General features: G+C 33.8%; 10 protein-coding genes. 8 read left to right on the forward strand and 2 right to left on the reverse strand.

Going from position 1 to position 18,618, the window contains the following annotated elements; translation table 11 throughout:
• Positions 1 to 11: 11 nt before the first annotated feature.
• Positions 12 to 1,478 carry a tagaturonate reductase gene (locus tag AC3IPI_RS16285; RefSeq protein WP_489154107.1) on the forward strand — a complete coding sequence of 489 codons (1,467 nt, stop codon included), beginning with the start codon at positions 12 to 14 and terminating at the stop codon, positions 1,476 to 1,478.
• 2 nt (positions 1,479 to 1,480) lie between these two features.
• Positions 1,481 to 3,103 (forward strand): UxaA family hydrolase, encoded by a 1,623-nt coding sequence (locus AC3IPI_RS16290; protein ID WP_489154109.1) that lies wholly within the window; start codon positions 1,481 to 1,483, stop codon positions 3,101 to 3,103.
• Between the two features lie 99 nt (positions 3,104 to 3,202).
• On the opposite strand, the gene AC3IPI_RS16295 is transcribed toward AC3IPI_RS16290, so the two are convergent.
• Positions 3,203 to 4,231: a LacI family DNA-binding transcriptional regulator gene (locus AC3IPI_RS16295; protein WP_489154111.1), complete on the reverse strand. Its 1,029-nt coding sequence runs from the start codon at positions 4,229 to 4,231 to the stop codon at positions 3,203 to 3,205.
• Between the two features lie 291 nt (positions 4,232 to 4,522).
• On the opposite strand from AC3IPI_RS16295, the gene AC3IPI_RS16300 reads away from it, so the two are divergent.
• Genes AC3IPI_RS16300 through AC3IPI_RS16315 form a run of 4 tightly spaced genes read left to right on the forward strand, consistent with a single transcriptional unit; the run spans position 4,523 to position 12,630 of the window.
• Positions 4,523 to 5,956, forward strand: a complete 1,434-nt coding sequence (locus AC3IPI_RS16300) for a glycoside hydrolase family 28 protein (protein ID WP_489154113.1) — start codon at positions 4,523 to 4,525, stop codon at positions 5,954 to 5,956.
• A 41-nt stretch (positions 5,957 to 5,997) separates the two neighbouring features.
• Positions 5,998 to 9,207 (forward strand): SusC/RagA family TonB-linked outer membrane protein, encoded by a 3,210-nt coding sequence (locus tag AC3IPI_RS16305; protein ID WP_489154115.1) that lies wholly within the window; start codon positions 5,998 to 6,000, stop codon positions 9,205 to 9,207.
• Positions 9,208 to 9,225: 18 nt separating this feature from the next.
• On the forward strand, positions 9,226 to 11,037 hold the full coding sequence (locus tag AC3IPI_RS16310) for a RagB/SusD family nutrient uptake outer membrane protein (RefSeq protein WP_489154117.1): 1,812 nt from the start codon (positions 9,226 to 9,228) through the stop codon (positions 11,035 to 11,037).
• A 36-nt stretch (positions 11,038 to 11,073) separates the two neighbouring features.
• A complete protein-coding gene (locus tag AC3IPI_RS16315) occupies positions 11,074 to 12,630 on the forward strand; it encodes a DUF5123 domain-containing protein (RefSeq protein WP_489154119.1) in 1,557 nt (518 codons plus the stop codon).
• Between the two features lie 164 nt (positions 12,631 to 12,794).
• On the opposite strand, the gene AC3IPI_RS16320 is transcribed toward AC3IPI_RS16315, so the two are convergent.
• On the reverse strand, positions 12,795 to 12,974 hold the full coding sequence (locus AC3IPI_RS16320; RefSeq protein WP_489154121.1) for a hypothetical protein: 180 nt from the start codon (positions 12,972 to 12,974) through the stop codon (positions 12,795 to 12,797).
• Positions 12,975 to 13,706: 732 nt separating this feature from the next.
• Between AC3IPI_RS16320 and AC3IPI_RS16325 the strand changes: the two genes are divergently transcribed.
• Both AC3IPI_RS16325 and AC3IPI_RS16330 read left to right on the forward strand, forming a co-directional pair.
• On the forward strand, positions 13,707 to 16,880 hold the full coding sequence (locus tag AC3IPI_RS16325) for a SusC/RagA family TonB-linked outer membrane protein (protein WP_489154123.1): 3,174 nt from the start codon (positions 13,707 to 13,709) through the stop codon (positions 16,878 to 16,880).
• A gap of 11 nt (positions 16,881 to 16,891) precedes the next feature.
• A complete protein-coding gene (locus tag AC3IPI_RS16330) occupies positions 16,892 to 18,595 on the forward strand; it encodes a RagB/SusD family nutrient uptake outer membrane protein (protein ID WP_039115632.1) in 1,704 nt (567 codons plus the stop codon).
• The last annotated feature ends 23 nt before the right edge of the window (positions 18,596 to 18,618 follow it).

Here is an 18,618-nt window from a genome sequence, read left to right on the forward strand (position 1 = left end):
AGTTATTAATAATGAAAAAACTAAATAGAGAAAATATAGGATTATCCGATAAACTTCCAATAAAAATTGTTCAATTTGGAGAAGGAAATTTTTTGAGAGCATTTGTAGAATTTGCTTTTCAGAAACTGAATCAAGATGCCAATTTTAATGCAGGAATTGCTGTTGTACAACCTATTGATAAAGGCTTGGTTAATATGATTAACGACCAGGATGGTTTGTACACATTATTCATGAAAGGGATAAAAAAAGGAGAAGAAATTCAGGAAAAAGAATTGATTACAAATATTGTAAAAGCAGTTGATCCTTATGCATCTTTTAATGAGTTTTTGGCTTTAGCCAAAGAAGAAGAATTGGCTTTTATCATTTCTAATACTACCGAAGCAGGTATAGAATATATTGCTAGTGATAAGCCTACAATGCAACCGCCAGTTTCATTTCCTGCTAAATTAACGGTGCTTTTGCACGAAAGATTCAAACATTTTAATGGAGATAAGTCTAAAGGATTAACGATCATTCCTTGTGAATTAATCAATTATAACTCAGATACTTTAAAAGAGATTATATTAAAATATTGTGCAGATTGGAGCCTTGAAGTAGATTTTACATTATGGCTTTTAAATCATTGTACTTTTCATAATACATTGGTAGACCGTATTGTTCCGGGTTATCCAAAAGATCAAATTGAAGAATACAACAAACAGTTGGATTACTCAGATAATTTGATTGTAAGTGCCGAAACATTCTTTTTGTGGGTTATAGAAGGAGATGATAAATTGAAGGCTAAACTTCCGTTTGAGAAAACCAATCTGGATGTGAAAATTGTTGCCGATATGCAACCGTATAGAACTCGTAAAGTTAGAATCTTAAATGGTGCACATACAGCAATGGTTCCGTTTTCTCTTCTTTATGGAAATGAAACGGTAAAGGAAACAGTTGATAATCCATTTACAGGAGAGTTTGTAAATAAAGCCGTTTTTGAAGAAATAAACGAAACATTAAATATGGATGCAGCTGAACTGATAAGCTTCTCTGAAGAAGTCTTGGATCGTTTTAGAAATCCATTTATAAAGCATTTATTATCCAGTATTGCATTGAACTCTATTTCGAAATTTAAAGTTCGTGTTTTGCCAAGTTTAGTCGAATATGCTGCAATTCACAACAAGCTTCCAATTCATTTAACGTTTGCATTTGCTTGTTTGATTCGTTTTTATAAAGGCACTTGGCAAAATCAAGCTTTACCAATTAATGATAGTGAGGATATTGTTACTTTCTTTGATGGACTTTGGAAATCCGATGATTATGAGAAAATAGCACGACTTACTTTGCAAAATAAAAGTTTCTGGGATGAAGATTTAACGCTGATTCCGGGCTTGACAAAAGCAATTAGAATAGCATTAAAGGAAATTGATGCAAACGGAATTGAGAATGGTTTTGCTAATTTCCAAAAACAATTAAATACAACAACACAGAACATTTAATCATGGCAACTCAAAAAAAATTAATAAAAGTTCATCCTACCGATAATGTAGCGGTAGCTTTGGTAAATCTTTCAGCTGGCGAGGTCATCAATTTTGAAGGTGAAGACATCACTATTAAGACTGATGTGAAAATGAAACATAAAATTGCTTTGTCTGATTTTGCGACAGGCGAAAAAATTATTATGTATGGTGTTTTGGTCGGAAGAGCAAGTCAAACGATTGTAAAAGGAGATGTACTTACGATAAGTAATGTAAAACATGAAAGCACTAAAGTATTCGAAAAAACAGAATCGATTGGTTGGACTGTTCCAAATATAGAAAAATGGAAAGACAGAACTTTTGATGGATATCATAGAGAAGATGGGCAAGTAGGAACTGAAAATGTTTGGTTGTTTTTTCCATTGGTTTTTTGTGAAAACAGAAATATTGAAATCTTAAAAGATATTTTCGAGAAGGAATTAATGAAACCTAAAGAGAATGATTACCAGTTATTGCTTCGTTCTTTGGTAAAATCAGAAAGTGGCGGAGCGAGTAATGAAGCGGCTTCTAATGATTCTAATTTATTCAATAATATCGAAGTAAAATTCATAACGCATCAAGGTGGATGTGGAGGTATTCGTCAGGATTCGCATAGTTTAGCCAAATTGTTGGCTGGTTATGTAAACAATCCTAACGTGGCTGGAGCTACAGTATTGAGTTTAGGATGTCAGAATCTTCAAATTCAGATTTTTAAAGATGCTCTGGATGAGATAAATCCTAATAGTAAAAAGCCTGTTTTAATTTACGATCAGCAACAAATAGGAACTATCGAAGCAATGCTTAGTAGCGTTGTAAAAGATACATTTGAAGCTATTAAAAAAGCGAATGAAATACAAAGAACGCCAGCTCCATTATCTAAATTAAAAATTGGATTAGAATGTGGTGGATCTGATGGATTCTCAGGAATTTCGGCTAACCCAACATTAGGAATAACATCCGATTTATTGGCTGCTTTAGGAGGAACTACAATTCTTTCGGAGTTTCCAGAATTATGTGGAGTAGAGCAGGAGTTGGTAAACCGTTGTGTAGAAGACGAGAGCGGAAAACGTTTCTTGGAATTGATGAAATGGTATGAAAAAACGGTTGTCGATGCAGGTTCTGGATTTGACATGAACCCTTCACCAGGAAATATAAAAGATGGTTTAATTACCGATGCAATGAAATCGGCTGGAGCTGCCAAAAAAGGGGGAACTTCTCCAATTGTTGGTGTTTCAGATTACGGAGAATATATTACAAAACCAGGTTTAAACTTGCTTTGTACTCCAGGAAATGATGTAGAATGTACTACGGCAATGGTTGGTTCTGGAGCAAATATGGTTTTGTTTACAACAGGTTTAGGAACTCCAACAGGAAACCCAATTGCACCAGTTGTAAAAATTTCATCCAACTCTGAGTTGGCTGCAAAAATGTCGGATATTATCGACATTGATACAGGCGGAATCATTACAGGAGAAAAATCTATTGAAGAAATGGGGGATGAAATGTTAGAATTTATAATAAATGTAGCAAGTGGTAAGATCAAAACCAAAGCTGCGATTTTAAACCAAAATGATTTTATTCCTTGGAAACGTGGGGTTTCGCTTTAAGATAAAATTACCAACCATATAAGTTATGTAAGGAAATATAAGTTTTATAAACATTTCGCTTAAATGATCTTACATAACTTATATGGTTAAAATAAAAAACTAAGAGGTAGTTCTTGCAGATGATTTACGGATATGTAATTCAGGCTTCAGGACTACCTTTTTTTCGATCATGATTTTATCTGTTTTCTCCATTTGTTCTAAGAAAACACGAGCGGACATTTTACCCATTTCCAATGGAGACTGATCTACAGAAGTTATAGATAATTCCATGAATTTAGTAAAAGGTTCGTTACTAAAACCAGCAACACAAAAATCGGATGGAATATTAATATCTCTGGCTCTCAATTCCTGAATTGCTCCCAAAGCTGCAAAATCACTCGAAGAAAATATAGCATCTGGTGGCGTATCGTATTGCATTAAAATATCTAATGCTTCTTTTCCTGCATCAACACTACTCTTGGATTGGATAACATATTTTTCGTCAAATGTTAATCCAGAATCTAATAAAGCCTGTTTGTAACCAAGGAACCTGTTCTTGAAAATTTCTAGCGATTGATCTCCAGAAAAATGTGCAATAGATTTACATCCTTGATTAATAAGATGTTTGGTAGTTTCGTATCCACCCTTAAAGTCATCGATTGTTACAGAACTTACTCCGTTGATGTCTTTTTTTCTATCAAAAAATATTAGCGGAACGTTATTGTTAACGATATTCATAAATGCTGTATCGTTTTCATTTGTAACATCGGTAACCGACATTAAAATCCCATCTACCTGAGCATCAAGTAAGGTATGTAAGTTTTCATTTTCTCTTTTTGGATTTTCATGAGTTTGACAAATAATAACATGAAAACCATGAGGGTGTAATTCTTCTTCAATACCTCTAATTACCGAGGCAAAAAAGTTACTATCTATACGAGGAACAATAACACCTACATTATTGCTTCTTCCACTCTGTAGAGCAAGAGCAAGTCTGTTTTGTTTGTAGTTCATCGCAGCAGCTGTTTCTATAACTAACTTGCGCGTACTTTCTTTGATCTTAGGATTATTATTTAATGCTCTAGATACAGTAGCAGCAGTGATATTTAATCTTTCGGCAATATCATAAATAGTTATTTTTTCGCTCATGCAGCAGTAGTCTTTTTATTAGTAAGTTACAAAAATAAGAATTTTTTTAACATTAATGGCTGGTAGTTGTTATCGATTACTTTATTTCTTTAGTAAGGCTTTTAAAAGTGCATTATAGTAATAATTTATTAGTTTTTTTGAACTAAATATAATTTTATTTGTGATTAAAAATTAAATATCTAATTTTTATCTAAATATATTTGGCGCATTCAAAGTAATTATATATTTTCGTGTAATCGATTACATTAAAATATTTAATTGTTGAAAACGAATTCTAAAAACTATACCACAATGCTTATAAATAAACCAATACTTGCGAATACTAAATATATTTATATAGTAATTACAGCTTTATTTTTATCGTGTATTACTTCTTCTAAATTGCAAGCTCAAAAAAATCCATGGAAGGAAATGGAAGAAATAATTAAAAAAATTCCTACTACAAAATTTCCAGATAAAAATTTTAACATAAATGAGTATGGAGCAATATCTGATGGTGTTACAGATAATACGTTAGCGTTTAAAAAAGCTATCGAAGCTTGTGTTGCAAGTGGTGGTGGTAAAGTAGTAGTGCCAAACGGAAAATATTTTACAGGAGCAATACATTTAGACAATAATGTGAATTTGTTTCTGGATGATAATGCAGAGATTTTATTTAGTACAAATCCTAAAGATTATCCTATAGTTCATACCTCTTTTGAAGGGACTGAAATGATGAATTATTCTCCTTTTATATATGCTTACAAAAAAACAAATGTTGCAGTAACCGGAAAAGGAACGCTTAACGGACAATCTAGCACTAAAAACTGGTGGACTTGGGCTGGTAAGGGGTATGGTTGGGAAAAAGGAATGCCAAGCCAGAATGATGCACTTAATCGTCCAGCTTTGGTAGAAATGGGAGAAATAGGAACTCCGGTAGCCGAAAGAGTTTTTGGAGAAGGTCATTATATACGTCCAAACTTCTTAGAGTTCTTCGAGTGTAATACTGTTTTGGTAAAAGATGTAAAAATTATCGATGTGCCTTCATGGGTTATTCATCCTATGAAATCCAGAGATGTAATTGTCGATGGTGTTACTATAATAAGTCATGGTCCTAATAATGATGGTTGCGATCCGGAATATTCTCAAAATGTAATTATCAGAAACTGCACCTTTAATACTGGAGATGATTGTATTGCTATAAAATCTGGTAGAGATGGGGATGGAAGAAGAGTTGGGATTCCGAGTAAAAATATCATTGTTCAAAACTGCAAAATGATAGATGGTCATGGCGGTGTTGTAATGGGAAGTGAGATATCTGCTGGTGTAAGCAATGTTTTTGTAGAAAATTGCATCATGGACAGCCCTAATCTAGATAGAGCTATTAGAATCAAAACCAACTCAAAAAGAGGTGGACTTACAGAGAATGTTTATGTAAGGAATATTGAAGTTGGAACCGTTGCCGAAAGTGTTTTGAGAGTTACCATGTTTTATGATATCTATGGTAGCCAAGTAGGTGATTTTATTCCAGCAATACGAAACATTAATCTAGAAAATATTAAAGTAAAAAATGGAGGAAAGTTTGGTATTCTAGCCGATGGATATGAGCAATCGCCTATAGAAAATATCACGTTTACCAATGTTAGAATCGATAAAGTAGAAAAACCATATTCACTTAAACATGTAAAGAACATAAAGTTTAATAATACTTATATCAATGGTGTTAAAATGAAAAGCATAAAATAAACTACCAAAACAAACAAACCTTAACTATTAAAACCAAATTTATGAATAATAACCATTTATTAAAAAAAGGGACAAGAAGTTATTTTGTCTGGGCCTTTTTTCTGATATTTTTCATGAGCAATCAAATTTTTGCTCAGGATGTAACAATAGAAGGTACCGTTAAAGATGCCGCAGGTTTAACTTTACCGGGTGTAAATGTATTAGAAAAAGGATCAAAGAATGGTGTTTCGACCGACTTTGACGGACATTATAAAATCAAACTTACCAATCCGAAAGCGATATTAACTTTTTCGTTTATAGGATTTAAAACTAAAGAAGTTGCTTTAACTGGAAAAAACAAAATTGATATTGTATTAAATGAAGATGCCAATACATTAAATGAAGTTGTAGTTATTGGATATGGGTCAGTAAAAAAAGGGGATTTAACTGGCGCTGTTTCTACTTTATCGGGTAACGATGTAAGAAAGACACCTATTGCAAACGTAGCCGAAGCTCTAACAGGGCGTATAGCTGGGGTTCAGGTAATATCTTCAGAAGGTTCGCCAGATTCAGAAGTTAAAATTAGAATTCGTGGTGGAGGATCTTTAACGCAAGATAGCTCTCCATTAATAATAGTAGATGGATTTCCTGTAAATAGTATGAACGATATTTCTCCATCTGATATTGATACTATTACCACCTTAAAAGATGCTGCATCTACAGCAATTTATGGTTCCAGAGGTGCAAATGGAGTTATTATTATTACTACCAAAAGTGGTAAAGATGGTAAAATTGCAGTGAACTTTAATATGTTCTACGGAATGAAAAAGATGGCTAATGAAATTGATGTTCTTGCACCAGATGATTTTGTAAAGTGGCAATATGAATATGCTTTGCTCGAAAAAGGAAATGCAGATTCGTATGAAAAATATTTTGGATCATGGCAAGATTATGATATTTATAAAGGTTTAAAAGGAGATAACTGGCAAAAGCAAATTTATGGTCGTACTGGAGAAGTACAAAGCCGTGATTTAGCTATACGTGGTGGTTCGGATAAAATTAATTTCAATTTTAATTATGCGCATTATGATGAAACTGCTATTATGCAAGGTTCAGATTTTAAAAGAGATAACTTATCGCTTGCGCTAAAAAGTAAAGCGAGTGAAAAAGTTGATCTTACCTTTACAATGCGTTACTCTAATTCAGAAATAAATGGAGGAGGAGCTAATGAGCAAAATGAGGTTTCATCAAATGATTCTCGTTTAAAACACGCTGTGGGATATTCGCCATTACCAATGCCAGGTTTAACAACAGATGATACAGATGAGGCAGTATCGGGTTATCTTGTAAATCCTTTTGTGGCTGTAGCCGATAATGACCGCCAGCAGCTTAGAAAAAACTTTAATATGTTGGGTAGTTTTTCATGGAAAATTACTGATAAACTGGTTTTTAAAACAGATTTAGGACTTGATAATTATAGTTATTTAGATTCTCGTTTTTACGGACGTTCTACTTATTATGTGGCCAATAAACCTGCTGCTACACTACAAGGAATGCCTGCACTTATAATGAGTGATCGTACAGAAGTTCGTTTTAGAAACGCAAATACCCTTAATTATGACTTTAAAAAAGCATTGGGTGATAATCATAATTTAAAAATCCTTGTAGGAGAAGAGTCTATTAATTATCAAAGAAATGATGTAAATACTACTTTACAAGGTTTTCCGACGTTTTTTGATTTTGAACAAGCTAAAAAATTGACTTCACAAGGTAAACCTATCTCTGTAGATAATTATTATTTTGCAGATGATAAATTACTTTCGTTTTTTGGACGTTTAAATTACGATTATAAAGATCGTTATCTTTTTACGGCAACATATCGTGCCGACGGATCAAGTAAGTTTGCCGACGGTAATAAATGGGGATTTTTCCCTGCAGCAGCAGCAGCTTGGAAAATATCTGAAGAAAGTTTCTTAAAAGAGGTTTCCTGGATAAACTCACTTAAAGTAAGATTGAGTTATGGTGAGGCTGGGAATAATAATATCCCGACCGGACAAACAGTAAAAACGTTAGAATCAACGCCATCTTCTTGGATAGATGGTACTGAAAATTATTGGGCTGCACCAACGATCTTGTTTAATCCAGACTTAAAATGGGAGACTACAGTAACGCAGAACTTAGGAATAGATTTTGATTTTTTTAAAAGCCGTGTAAATGGTTCTGTAGAAATGTATAAAAATGTAACTAAAGATCTTTTGATAAATTTCCTTATAGCAGGATCAGGTTATTCGAGCCAATATCGAAACATGGGAGAAACTCAAAATACTGGTTTTGAAGCTACTCTAAATGTAGTGGCATTACAAAAACAGAATTATGGTTTGAATTTTTCTTTTAACGTAGGTATAAATAAAAACCGCATTAACTCTCTTGGAGTTATGGATAGTTTTAATCCTTCAAGTACTTGGAATTCGGCAATAGATGGAGATTATCAGGTAAAAGTAGGTCAGCCAATAGGTATGATGTATGGCTTTAAGAATGATGGTCGTTATGAAGTATCTGATTTTGATTATGATGGAACGAAATATACTTTAAAACCAGGAATTGCAAACAGCTCAGGTATTGTTGGTGCTGTGCAACCAGGAAGTATGAAGTTAAAAGATTTAAACGGTGATGGAGTGGTAACGGTAGATGATCGCACAATAATTGGTAATTCTAACCCAAAATATAGTGGAGGTTTTGTAATTAACGGTAACGCTTATGGATTTGATCTTTCAGCTTCTTTTAACTATAGCATTGGCAATGATGTTTATAATGCCAATAAAGTTGAATTTACGACTTCTACGCCAAATGGGCAATATAGAAATTTAAGTACAGATATGGCCGATGGTAACAGATGGACAAATCTTGACCCAGCTTCTGGACAATTAGTAACAGATCCGACTCAATTAGCAGCTCTTAATGCTAATACAACAATGTGGTCACCATATATGAATCGTTTTGTTTTTAATGATTGGGCAGTCGAAGATGGTTCTTTTTTAAGACTTAATACGCTTACATTAGGATATACATCTCCAAATTCTCTTATTTCGGCATTGGGAGTTTCTAAATTAAGATTTTACCTAACAGCTACTAATGTTTTCCTTCTTACTAATTATTCAGGACCAGATCCTGAGGTTTCTACAAGAAGAAAAACACCGCTAACTCCGGGAGTAGATTATTCTGCATATCCGCGTAGCAGGCAAATGGTTTTTGGTTTAAATCTAGCTTTTTAATTTAACACGTATCAAAAGATGAAACATAAAATAATAATAGCAGGACTAATTTTAGCAAGTCTTTTTAGTGCTTGCCAAGAGTTTTCAGAGGATTATTTGGATGCTCCCGGAAAATCAACATTAGAAGAACAAGAAATTTTTTCTAATGAGGGATTAACCAAAGGTGCAGTTGATGGAATTAAAATAGCATTTGCTGAAACTAATGGACACAGAGGGCGTTTTCTTCCTTTTTACGGATTTAATACAGATACTGAGTGGTATAATGCTTCAGAATCTACTTCTGATGATAAAGCAGGTTTAAGTATTTACGATGCAAAGCCAACCAATAGCCAGATGAATCTGGAGGTAACAGAAGGTGGTGGAGGTAACCCTTGGACATCCATGTATACGGGAATCGAACGTGCTAATATTTGCATCAACGGTATTCGTAAATATGGTAACCCAAAACCGGGAACTGAATTTGGATATTTATTAGGAGAGGCTTTAACATTACGCGCTGTATTTTACGCAGATTTGGTTAAAGCACATGGTGATGTACCCGCTCGTTTTGAGCCAGTTAATACAGAAACCATTTATTTACCAAAATCAAGTCGTGATGTAATTTATAAGCAAATTATTCAGGATTTAGGAGAAGCCGCTACACTAGTTCCATGGCCTAATGAAAGTGCTGCTACTGCAAGTGTAGAACGCATTAATAAAGCTTTTGTTAAAGGATTACGTGCTCGTTTAGCATTGGTTGCTAGTGGATTTCAGCAATATCCAGACGGTGTTCACAGAAGTAATGATGCAGAACTTTCGGTAGATAAAATGTATAAATTGGCATTAGATGAATCTCGTTCGGTTATTCAGAGTGGAAAAGCTAATTTGGAACCTTCGTTTGAAACATTCTGGAGAAAATACAACCAAGAAAATATTACGGCAGGAGGGGAATCTCTTTGGGAAATTCCTTTTGCAGATGGTAGAGGAAGAATGTTATACAGTTTTGCTGTAAAGCATACAGATGTAGATCAATTTCATGCAAATGGACCTAACCGCGGAGGTTCGGCAGGACCACTACCTACTATTTTTTATGATTACGATAAAGCAGATAGTCGTAGAGATGTTACCTGTGTACCTTACTTATACGGTAAACCTGTAAATGGAATCGCCAAGCAAGAATTAGGAGCATTAAACAAATGGTATTTTGGTAAATACCGTTACGAATGGATGACTCGTTTTGTGACTTCTACAAATGATGATGGTGTAAATAAAATTTATATGCGTTATGCCGAAGTGCTTTTAATTGCTGCGGAAGCTGCTAATGAATTAGAAGGCCCTGCAGCTGCTGCGCCTTACTTAAAAGAAATACGCAGAAGAGCTTTTGCTGCTGGAGATCAGAGTCAAAAAGTAGATAATTATGTAAATGGTTTAAGTAGTAAAACAGCAATGTTCAATGCTATTGTAGATGAAAATAAATATGAGTTTACGGGAGAAATGGAACGTAAGCAAGCACTTATTCGTTGGAATTTACTTAAAGTAAAATTAGACGAAGCCAAACAAAAAATGTTTGATTTGCAGAAACGCACAGGAGATTATGTCGATGTACCAACTACTTTGTATTTTAAATATGAAGATGATGATGTTACGCTTGATATTTATGGATTAAATCGCGGCGAAAATGTAAACCCTGGTGCAGATTATAGCTCTTTTCCTTGGAATACACTTACGGATAGTAAGATAAATTCGATTTACAAGATTGGAGTTGATCCAGATACAAGACAGTTTTGGCCAATATGGCAAAAGCTTATTGAAGGAAGCAATGGGAAATTGTTTAATGATTATGGCTATTAATATCTAACTTAAAACTAATTATAAATTATTAAGTTTATGAAAATAAAATATATACTAAAAGGATTAATAGCCACATTATTGTTCATGTTTGCTTTTTCTAGCTGCGAAAGTTATAATGAAGGTTTGCTAGACGGAATAGGAGCAACCAGAGAGTTTTCGCCTATAGGTCTTACTGCGGTAGTTAGGAATCAAACAGCAGTTGATTTAAATTGGACTGTTAATGAAGATGCAGATCATTATGTTGTAGAGTTTAGCGCAGATGATGTAGACTTTAAGACTATTTATAAAACAGTTAACGTTAATCCACAAGAATTGCCGGTTCGTATACAATTAGAAGGAGAAACAACGTATTCAATTCGAATAAAAGCAGTGAGTTCAACAGGATTAGAAGATTCTAAATGGTCTGTTACTAAGGCAACCACATCATCAGAGCAAATTTTCTTAGCTAGCCAAGATGGCGACATAGAGTCGAATAAAGTTACCTTGAGATGGGTTGCTAATAGTAATGTAACAGAAATAGTTGTTAATCCTGGCACCATTAAACATGTTGTAACTGCAGAAGAAAAAGCAAACGGAATTGCGATAATAACAGGATTAAAAGGAGAAACACCTTATAGAGCAGACTTATTTAATGGTACTAAAAAAAGAGGTTTTTTAGATTTTACAACAGGAATTGATATAGGAACAGGGATTTTGGTTAAACCAGAAGATGATTTAAGTGCTAAAATTGCCGATGCTGCGCCAGGAGCCGTATTAGTATTGATGCCTGGTGATTATACAGTTTTTAAAGGCACAATCAGTTTGAATAAATCAATCACTATTAGAGGATTATATAGTTATAAGAAACCATTATTACATGTAAACTTCTCCCTCAATAATGGATCTACAATTCTTAATTTGATAGATTTAGATTTAAACGGAGATAAAACTCTTACTGATGCTGTTAAATACAATGAAGCAAATGTAACCTATGGTCCGCTTTTAATAAGTGGATGTAATATTCATGATTTCGGAAAATCATTAATATCTTCAAGTCAAGCTAATACAAGAGTTGGTTCAGCTATAGTAGAGAACACTGTTGTAACAAATGTATTGACTAATAATGGTGATTTTATTGACTTTAGGATTGCTCATTTAGGACAGCTTACATTAAAAAACAGTACGTTTAATAATTGTGCATTAGGACGTGATTTTATCCGTATAGATAATGCCAAAGATTTAACAGGGACAGGTTTAATCACTAATATATTAATTGATGGTTGTACGATATTTAATAATGGAATGACTGCTTCAAATAGAATTTTGTACATACGTTTTGTATCTAATGCAACGACAATTCGTAATACATTGTTTGCGCAAACAGCTGCAATCTTTGCAAATCAAGCTGTTACAGCAGCTCCAACATTTGTAAATAATAATTATTATAATTCGGCTGCACTTTTTACTACAGCTGCAACTCCTATAAAATTTGATAATTCTGGAAATTACACAACATTAGATCCTAAATTCACAAATGCTTTAAATGGTGATTTTACAGTTGGAAATCAGACATTAAAAGAGAATAATGTAGGAGATCCACGTTGGTTTAAATAGCGTTATCTTATAAATTAGTTTAAAAAGAGGTATGCAATTTTTGCATATCTCTTTTTTTTGTTCATTTTTTAGGCACAGTGTTTAGTTTCAGTTTACAGTACCAGTTTATAGTACCAGTCTCAGTATGTAGCTCCTTACAGGTAATCTTTCTCTACAAACTTTCTCTACAAACTTTCTCCATAATCTTTCTCCATAATCTTTCTCCATAATCTTTCTCCATAATCTTTCTCCATAATCTTTCTCCATAATCTTTCTCCATAATCTTTCTCCATAATCTTTCTCCATAATCTTTCTCCACAAACTTGTCTTCCCGACGCAGGAGGGATCTCCGCAAGTAACTCCATTCCAATTTTTACATTTCATATTTTCAATCACCGTAACCAAAGGTTATCACTGCATATCATCTTATAGACATTACCAACGGTTTCAACCGTTGGAGCGCAATGCATTATCACAACCTGTATCACACGGTTGTAACCGTGAGCTATGATTAAAATATTATACAATTTATATTTCACATCTCTCAATTGCCACAACTGGTACTTTAAACTAGTACTGCAAGCTGAAACTGAATACTTAAAGCAATCGATTACTTTAATGTAACATTTAAATCTTATTTAAATTATTATAATAACAAATTATCAGTTTTTTTACACTTATTATAATTTTAATCCTGTATATAAAACAAATACGTAATTTTTATTTAATTTAATTTGGCTCGTTCAAACTAATTTTATACTTTCGTGTAATCGATTACATAATTGTTGTTTTTTATTCAGAAAAGGCATTAATAATCGGTATAGATGATTGTAAATAAGTTTATAACGTCACAAATAGTTGCAGTTTTTAATGTGATTATACTGTTGGTTTTTCATACAGAGAAACAAGTTCATAATATTTCTGAATCCAATCCATGGAAAAAGAGGGATTAATCGCAAAAAAAGCAGATTAGGTTTATTTACTAAAGAATATTAAAAAGCATAAATTTTATTACTACCTATCTATATAATGATAAAAAAATAGAATCAATTATGAATTAAAATACTATCAATTAACCAAACCATTAAAACCAAACTATGAACATTAAACCATTATTAAAGAAAAAAATAAAATACAATCTTGTATTTTTATTTTTCCTGAATTTTCTGTTGAGCAATACCATAAATGCTCAATCTACTGTAATAGAAGGAAAAATTACCGATGCCGCTGGATTATCTCTGCCAGGAGTGAATATTCTAGAAAAAGGAACTAAAAACGGAACTTCGACAGATTTTGAAGGAAGTTTTAAAATAAATGTAACAAACAGTAAAGCAATCTTAGTATTAAGCTATTTAGGTTTCCAGACTCAAGAAGTGAGTGTTGCAGGAAAATCAAAAATTAATATAAGCCTTATCGAAGACACAAATTCTCTAAAAGAGGTAGTTGTTGTAGGATATGGAACTGTTAAGAAAGCAGATCTTACGGGAGCAGTCAATACTTTATCATCTGCCAAAATAACCGAAAGAAATGTTACCAATCCTATGGAAGCAATTCAGGGAAGTATTGCAGGGGTTCAGGTAACCTCAAACTCAGGACGAATAGGCGATGGATTTAATGTTATTATAAGAGGAGCAAACTCTATTAATAAAGACGGATCAAAACCGCTGTTTGTTGTAGATGGAGTACCTACAGATAATATCGATTTCTTAAACCCGCAGGACATTGCCAGAATGGACGTACTTAAAGACGCATCATCGGCTGCAATTTATGGTTCAAGAGGAGGAAGTGGAGTTATTATTGTGACTACAAAAAACGGAACAAATGCCAAAGCTGGTGTAACCGTAACTTTTGATACTTCATACGGTAACAAACAAGCGGTGAGATTACCTAAATTAATGAGCCCAGAAAAATGGTGGTATTATCATCAATCGGCATTTTTGGCAACTACAATTTCAGCAACCAATCCTACTTATATGGATATAGATCCAACAGAATTAAATGCTGCTGTAGGACAAGGCGGAACCAATGCAGTTTTATTTCAAAGAGTAGCAAACAACCAAAGCTACAATTGGCAAGATACTGTGCTTAAAGGCGGAATGACACAAAATAATTATTTTACAGTTTCGGGTCGTGCCGATAACGGATTGTCTTATAACATAGGTTTGGGAGCACAGAAAGAAACTGGAGTTATCGATAATGAAGGAATCGATAAATATACTTTTAAAGCAGGTTTAAATCATAAGATAAATGATAAAATTTCATTTGGAGTAAACTTAACGATGTCTAAAACGGACGAGCAACTTGGTAGTGGAACTGCAATGCAAGAAGCCTTCAGACAAAACCCTTATACATCTCCATGGGCGATAGATGCATCGGGTAACGAAATAGTTGGTACCTATGCACAACAACCGGGTACTTTAAAATACCCAAATGGAACCCTTGGAATTAATAAAACAGGATCATACAATCCGCTTTTAGAAATTGCTAATTCTAGCGACGAAATAAGAAGATTTACTACAATAGGTAGCGTATTTGCAGAGTACAAAGCGACAAGCTGGTTATCATTCAAGTCAACTTTTTCAGCAGGAAAAATGGATGCCAGAGAAGGTAGATCATTAGGAGCACAGACCGATTTTGGACTTAAAAACAAGAGTTTAACATCTGGTGATGTAACCAATGTAGACAACTTCAATTATACTTGGGACAATCAGTTCAATATCAATTACACGATAAAAGACGCTCACGTATTTAGCTTTTTAGGACTTCAGAGTTTTTATTCAAATACAACCGAAACTTATTTTTCTTCTTCAAGAGAAAATCCTTTCGAAACGAGTTTTTACAATCTTCCTTCAGGAGCACAAGCAACGTATTCATTAACACCATCAGGTAATATTGCTTTAATTCCTTCGGGCGTATTTATTCCGTATTCTAAAAACACATTAGAATCTTATGCAGCTCGTTTAAACTACGCTTACAAAGGGCGTTATTTATTGACAGCTTCAGTACGATATGATGGATCATCGGTTTTGTCTGAAGAAAATAAATGGACAGCTTTCCCATCTGTAGCTTTGGGTTGGAATGTTCATGAAGAATCATTCATGAAAAATTTAAAATTTGTTTCAAACTTTAAATTAAGAGGAAGTATCGGTTATACAGGAAATGACAACGTAAGTCCATACTCAAGTTTAAGTGTTTTAAAAGTACCAACATATTATGACTTTAATGGTACAGTTGCAAATGGATATACATCTTCAAGCTTAGGAAATACAGACCTTACTTGGGAGAAAACAAAAGAGGTAAACTTAGGTTTAGATTTTGGATTTGTACGAAACAGAATCTCAGGTAGCGTAGATGTTTACGATCGTTTATCAAAAGATTTATTGTTCCAGCAAGCATTACCATTAGAGATTGGAGTTCCTACAATTACTTCAAACGTAGGTTCTGTAAGCAATAGAGGAATCGAGGTTGCCTTGGTAACTAAGAATATCCAAACTAAAAATGTGTCTTGGGAAACCAGTTTTACCTTTACTAAAAACGTGAATAAATTGGAGTCTATTTACGGACAAGACAAAGTAGACGATGTTGGAAACAACTTATTTATAGGAGAAAATATCCATTCGTATTATAACTATGTTTTTGATGGAGTTTGGCAAGAAAGCGAAGCTGCTCAGGCACTTTCTTATGGTCAAAAACCTGGAGAAGCAAAAGTAAAAGATTTAAATAATGATGGTAAAATTGATGCTAATAATGATAGAGCGATTTTAGGAAATTATGATCCAAAATGGTCAGGAAGTTTCTCTACAACATTAAAAGTAAAACAATTTGATTTATCGATGTCTTTGATAACAAATCAAGGAATGACAGTATTTAGCGGATTCCACGACAACTTTGCCGATGTTACCGATAGAGGTCGCCAGAAATTAGATTTAGGCGATTGGTATGTTCCTGCAAATGGAGCAGGTTTACCTGCACAATACTCAAACACCAACCCATTACCACGTGGAGCAGGAGTTTATTATGATACTAATAATGTAGCTTTTTACAAAGATGCATCATTTGTTAAAATTCAAAACATTGCTTTAGGGTATAGTTTTAACGATGAATTACTAGATAAATTAAAACTTAAAAGTTTACGCCTTTATGTAAATGTCCTGAATCCGTTTGTATTTACAAATTATGAAGGATACGACCCAGAATGGGCAACTGCGGCACTTGCAGTTAACCGTGTGTCGACAATGACAGTACAAATGGGATTAAGTTTAAAATTTTAAATTAAAGAAAAATGAAAAGAATAATAGTAATTATAGGAATACTGGTAACGACACTAAATTCATGCTCGGATTATATCGAGGAAGATAATCGTTCCTATGGTTCGGCAGAGCAATACTTTATTACTGCTCCCGGTTTTGAATCATTGGTAAACACAAATTATGCAGCACTAAAAGATGTTTACGGTGGAGACCCTTGGTTGTTTGAAGCTGGAACCGATATGTACTCAGAAGGAAGAAATCAAGAACCAGAAGGATTAGCTAAATACCTAACACTTTCATCATCATCGCAAGGAGTAGATCAATTGTATAGAACCTGTTATTCATCTATACAACAAGCCAATAAAGGATTGTATTATTCAGGAATTACCGAAAAAGCAAGCACAGTAGATACAAGAATAGGAGAACTTAAATTTTTAAGAGCAAATGCTTATTTCTTGTTAGTACAAACTTATGGAGGAGTTCCAGTAGTATTAGATAATATCAATACAGCAGTCACCTCATTTGACAGAAATACAGCAGAACAAGTATATACTCAAATCATAAAAGACCTTAACGAAGCACTTCCGCTAGTAGCAGATGGAGCTTACACAGGAAGAGTAAATAAAAGAGCCGTTCAGAATTTATTGGCCAAAGTTTACCTTACAAGAGGATATGAAACTTTTGGTACAGCAACAGATTTTACAACTGCAGCAGCCTTGGCAGATAAGGTAATTAATGGTCAGGCATTAGCCGTTTCATTTGATAATGTAGTAAAACCAGGAAACGAAATGAACGCCGAAACAATCTTTTCAGTTCAATTCTCAATCGCTTCAAATGCTACAGGAACAACATCATTAGGAAGTTCACAAAACTATTGGTTTAGTTCGTATTTAGGTGCAGCAGCAGCTGGGAATCCTTATCCTAACAGAAGTTACACACTTTGCCCTACAGTTTATGCTTTATCATTATTTGAAAAAGGAGACAAACGTTGGGAAGGAACATTCATGACCGAAATCTATAGCAGATATTACGATTATTATGATGTTGCAGATAAAACAGCATTAAAAATTGCTCATTTTTACGAGCCAAAATGGTTCACCCAAGCCGATAGAGATGCCTATATAGCAGCACATAAAGACTTAGGTAAAGTAGTTGCTCCGGCAACAACGCCTACAGGATACCATATTTGGGGATCTTATTCATCAGCAGCTGCAGCAGGAGGAGATTACAACCTTATTCCTGTTCGTAAATTCGATGATCCAAAAGCACCATATAGTGGCGCAACAAGTGTAAACTTTAATACCACACCATATACAGTGGCAACAAACAGAAGTAGTACACGTGATTTTATCATAGCAAGACTAGGAGAAACGTATTTAATTGCAGCCGAAGCATATTTTAAAGCTGGAGATTCGCCAACAGCTTTAGCACGTTTAAACGAAGTAAGAAAAAGAGCTGGAGGAGGAGTAGCAGGAGTAATACCAGTACTTACAACAATAGATATTAATACAATATTAGATGAAAGAGGAAGAGAATTATTAGGCGAATATCACCGTTGGTTCGACTTAAAACGTACAGGAACACTAGTACAAAGAACCGTTTTATTTAATCCTAAAGTTACAAGTGCAAATGCCTTTAATGGACAAAATGGAAATCTTAAAGTTTTAAGACCAATACCACAAGCAGCACTAGATTTGAACAGAAATAAAGATTTTCCTCAAAATCCCGCATATTAAGAAGAGTTAGTAATTAGTAATTC

Source organism: Flavobacterium sp. GL_143 (assembly GCF_057834355.1).

Excerpts from the sequence above, each read along its gene's own strand:
- AC3IPI_RS16285 (WP_489154107.1), top strand. The coding sequence starts at position 12 with ATGAAAAAACTAAATAGAGAAAATATAGGATTATCCGATAAACTTCCA.
- AC3IPI_RS16290 (WP_489154109.1), top strand. The coding sequence starts at position 1,481 with ATGGCAACTCAAAAAAAATTAATAAAAGTTCATCCTACCGATAATGTA.
- AC3IPI_RS16295 (WP_489154111.1), bottom strand. The coding sequence starts at position 4,231 with ATGAGCGAAAAAATAACTATTTATGATATTGCCGAAAGATTAAATATC.
- AC3IPI_RS16300 (WP_489154113.1), top strand. The coding sequence starts at position 4,523 with ATGCTTATAAATAAACCAATACTTGCGAATACTAAATATATTTATATA.
- AC3IPI_RS16305 (WP_489154115.1), top strand. The coding sequence starts at position 5,998 with ATGAATAATAACCATTTATTAAAAAAAGGGACAAGAAGTTATTTTGTC.
- AC3IPI_RS16310 (WP_489154117.1), top strand. The coding sequence starts at position 9,226 with ATGAAACATAAAATAATAATAGCAGGACTAATTTTAGCAAGTCTTTTT.
- AC3IPI_RS16315 (WP_489154119.1), top strand. The coding sequence starts at position 11,074 with ATGAAAATAAAATATATACTAAAAGGATTAATAGCCACATTATTGTTC.
- AC3IPI_RS16320 (WP_489154121.1), bottom strand. The coding sequence starts at position 12,974 with ATGGAGTTACTTGCGGAGATCCCTCCTGCGTCGGGAAGACAAGTTTGT.
- AC3IPI_RS16325 (WP_489154123.1), top strand. The coding sequence starts at position 13,707 with ATGAACATTAAACCATTATTAAAGAAAAAAATAAAATACAATCTTGTA.
- AC3IPI_RS16330 (WP_039115632.1), top strand. The coding sequence starts at position 16,892 with ATGAAAAGAATAATAGTAATTATAGGAATACTGGTAACGACACTAAAT.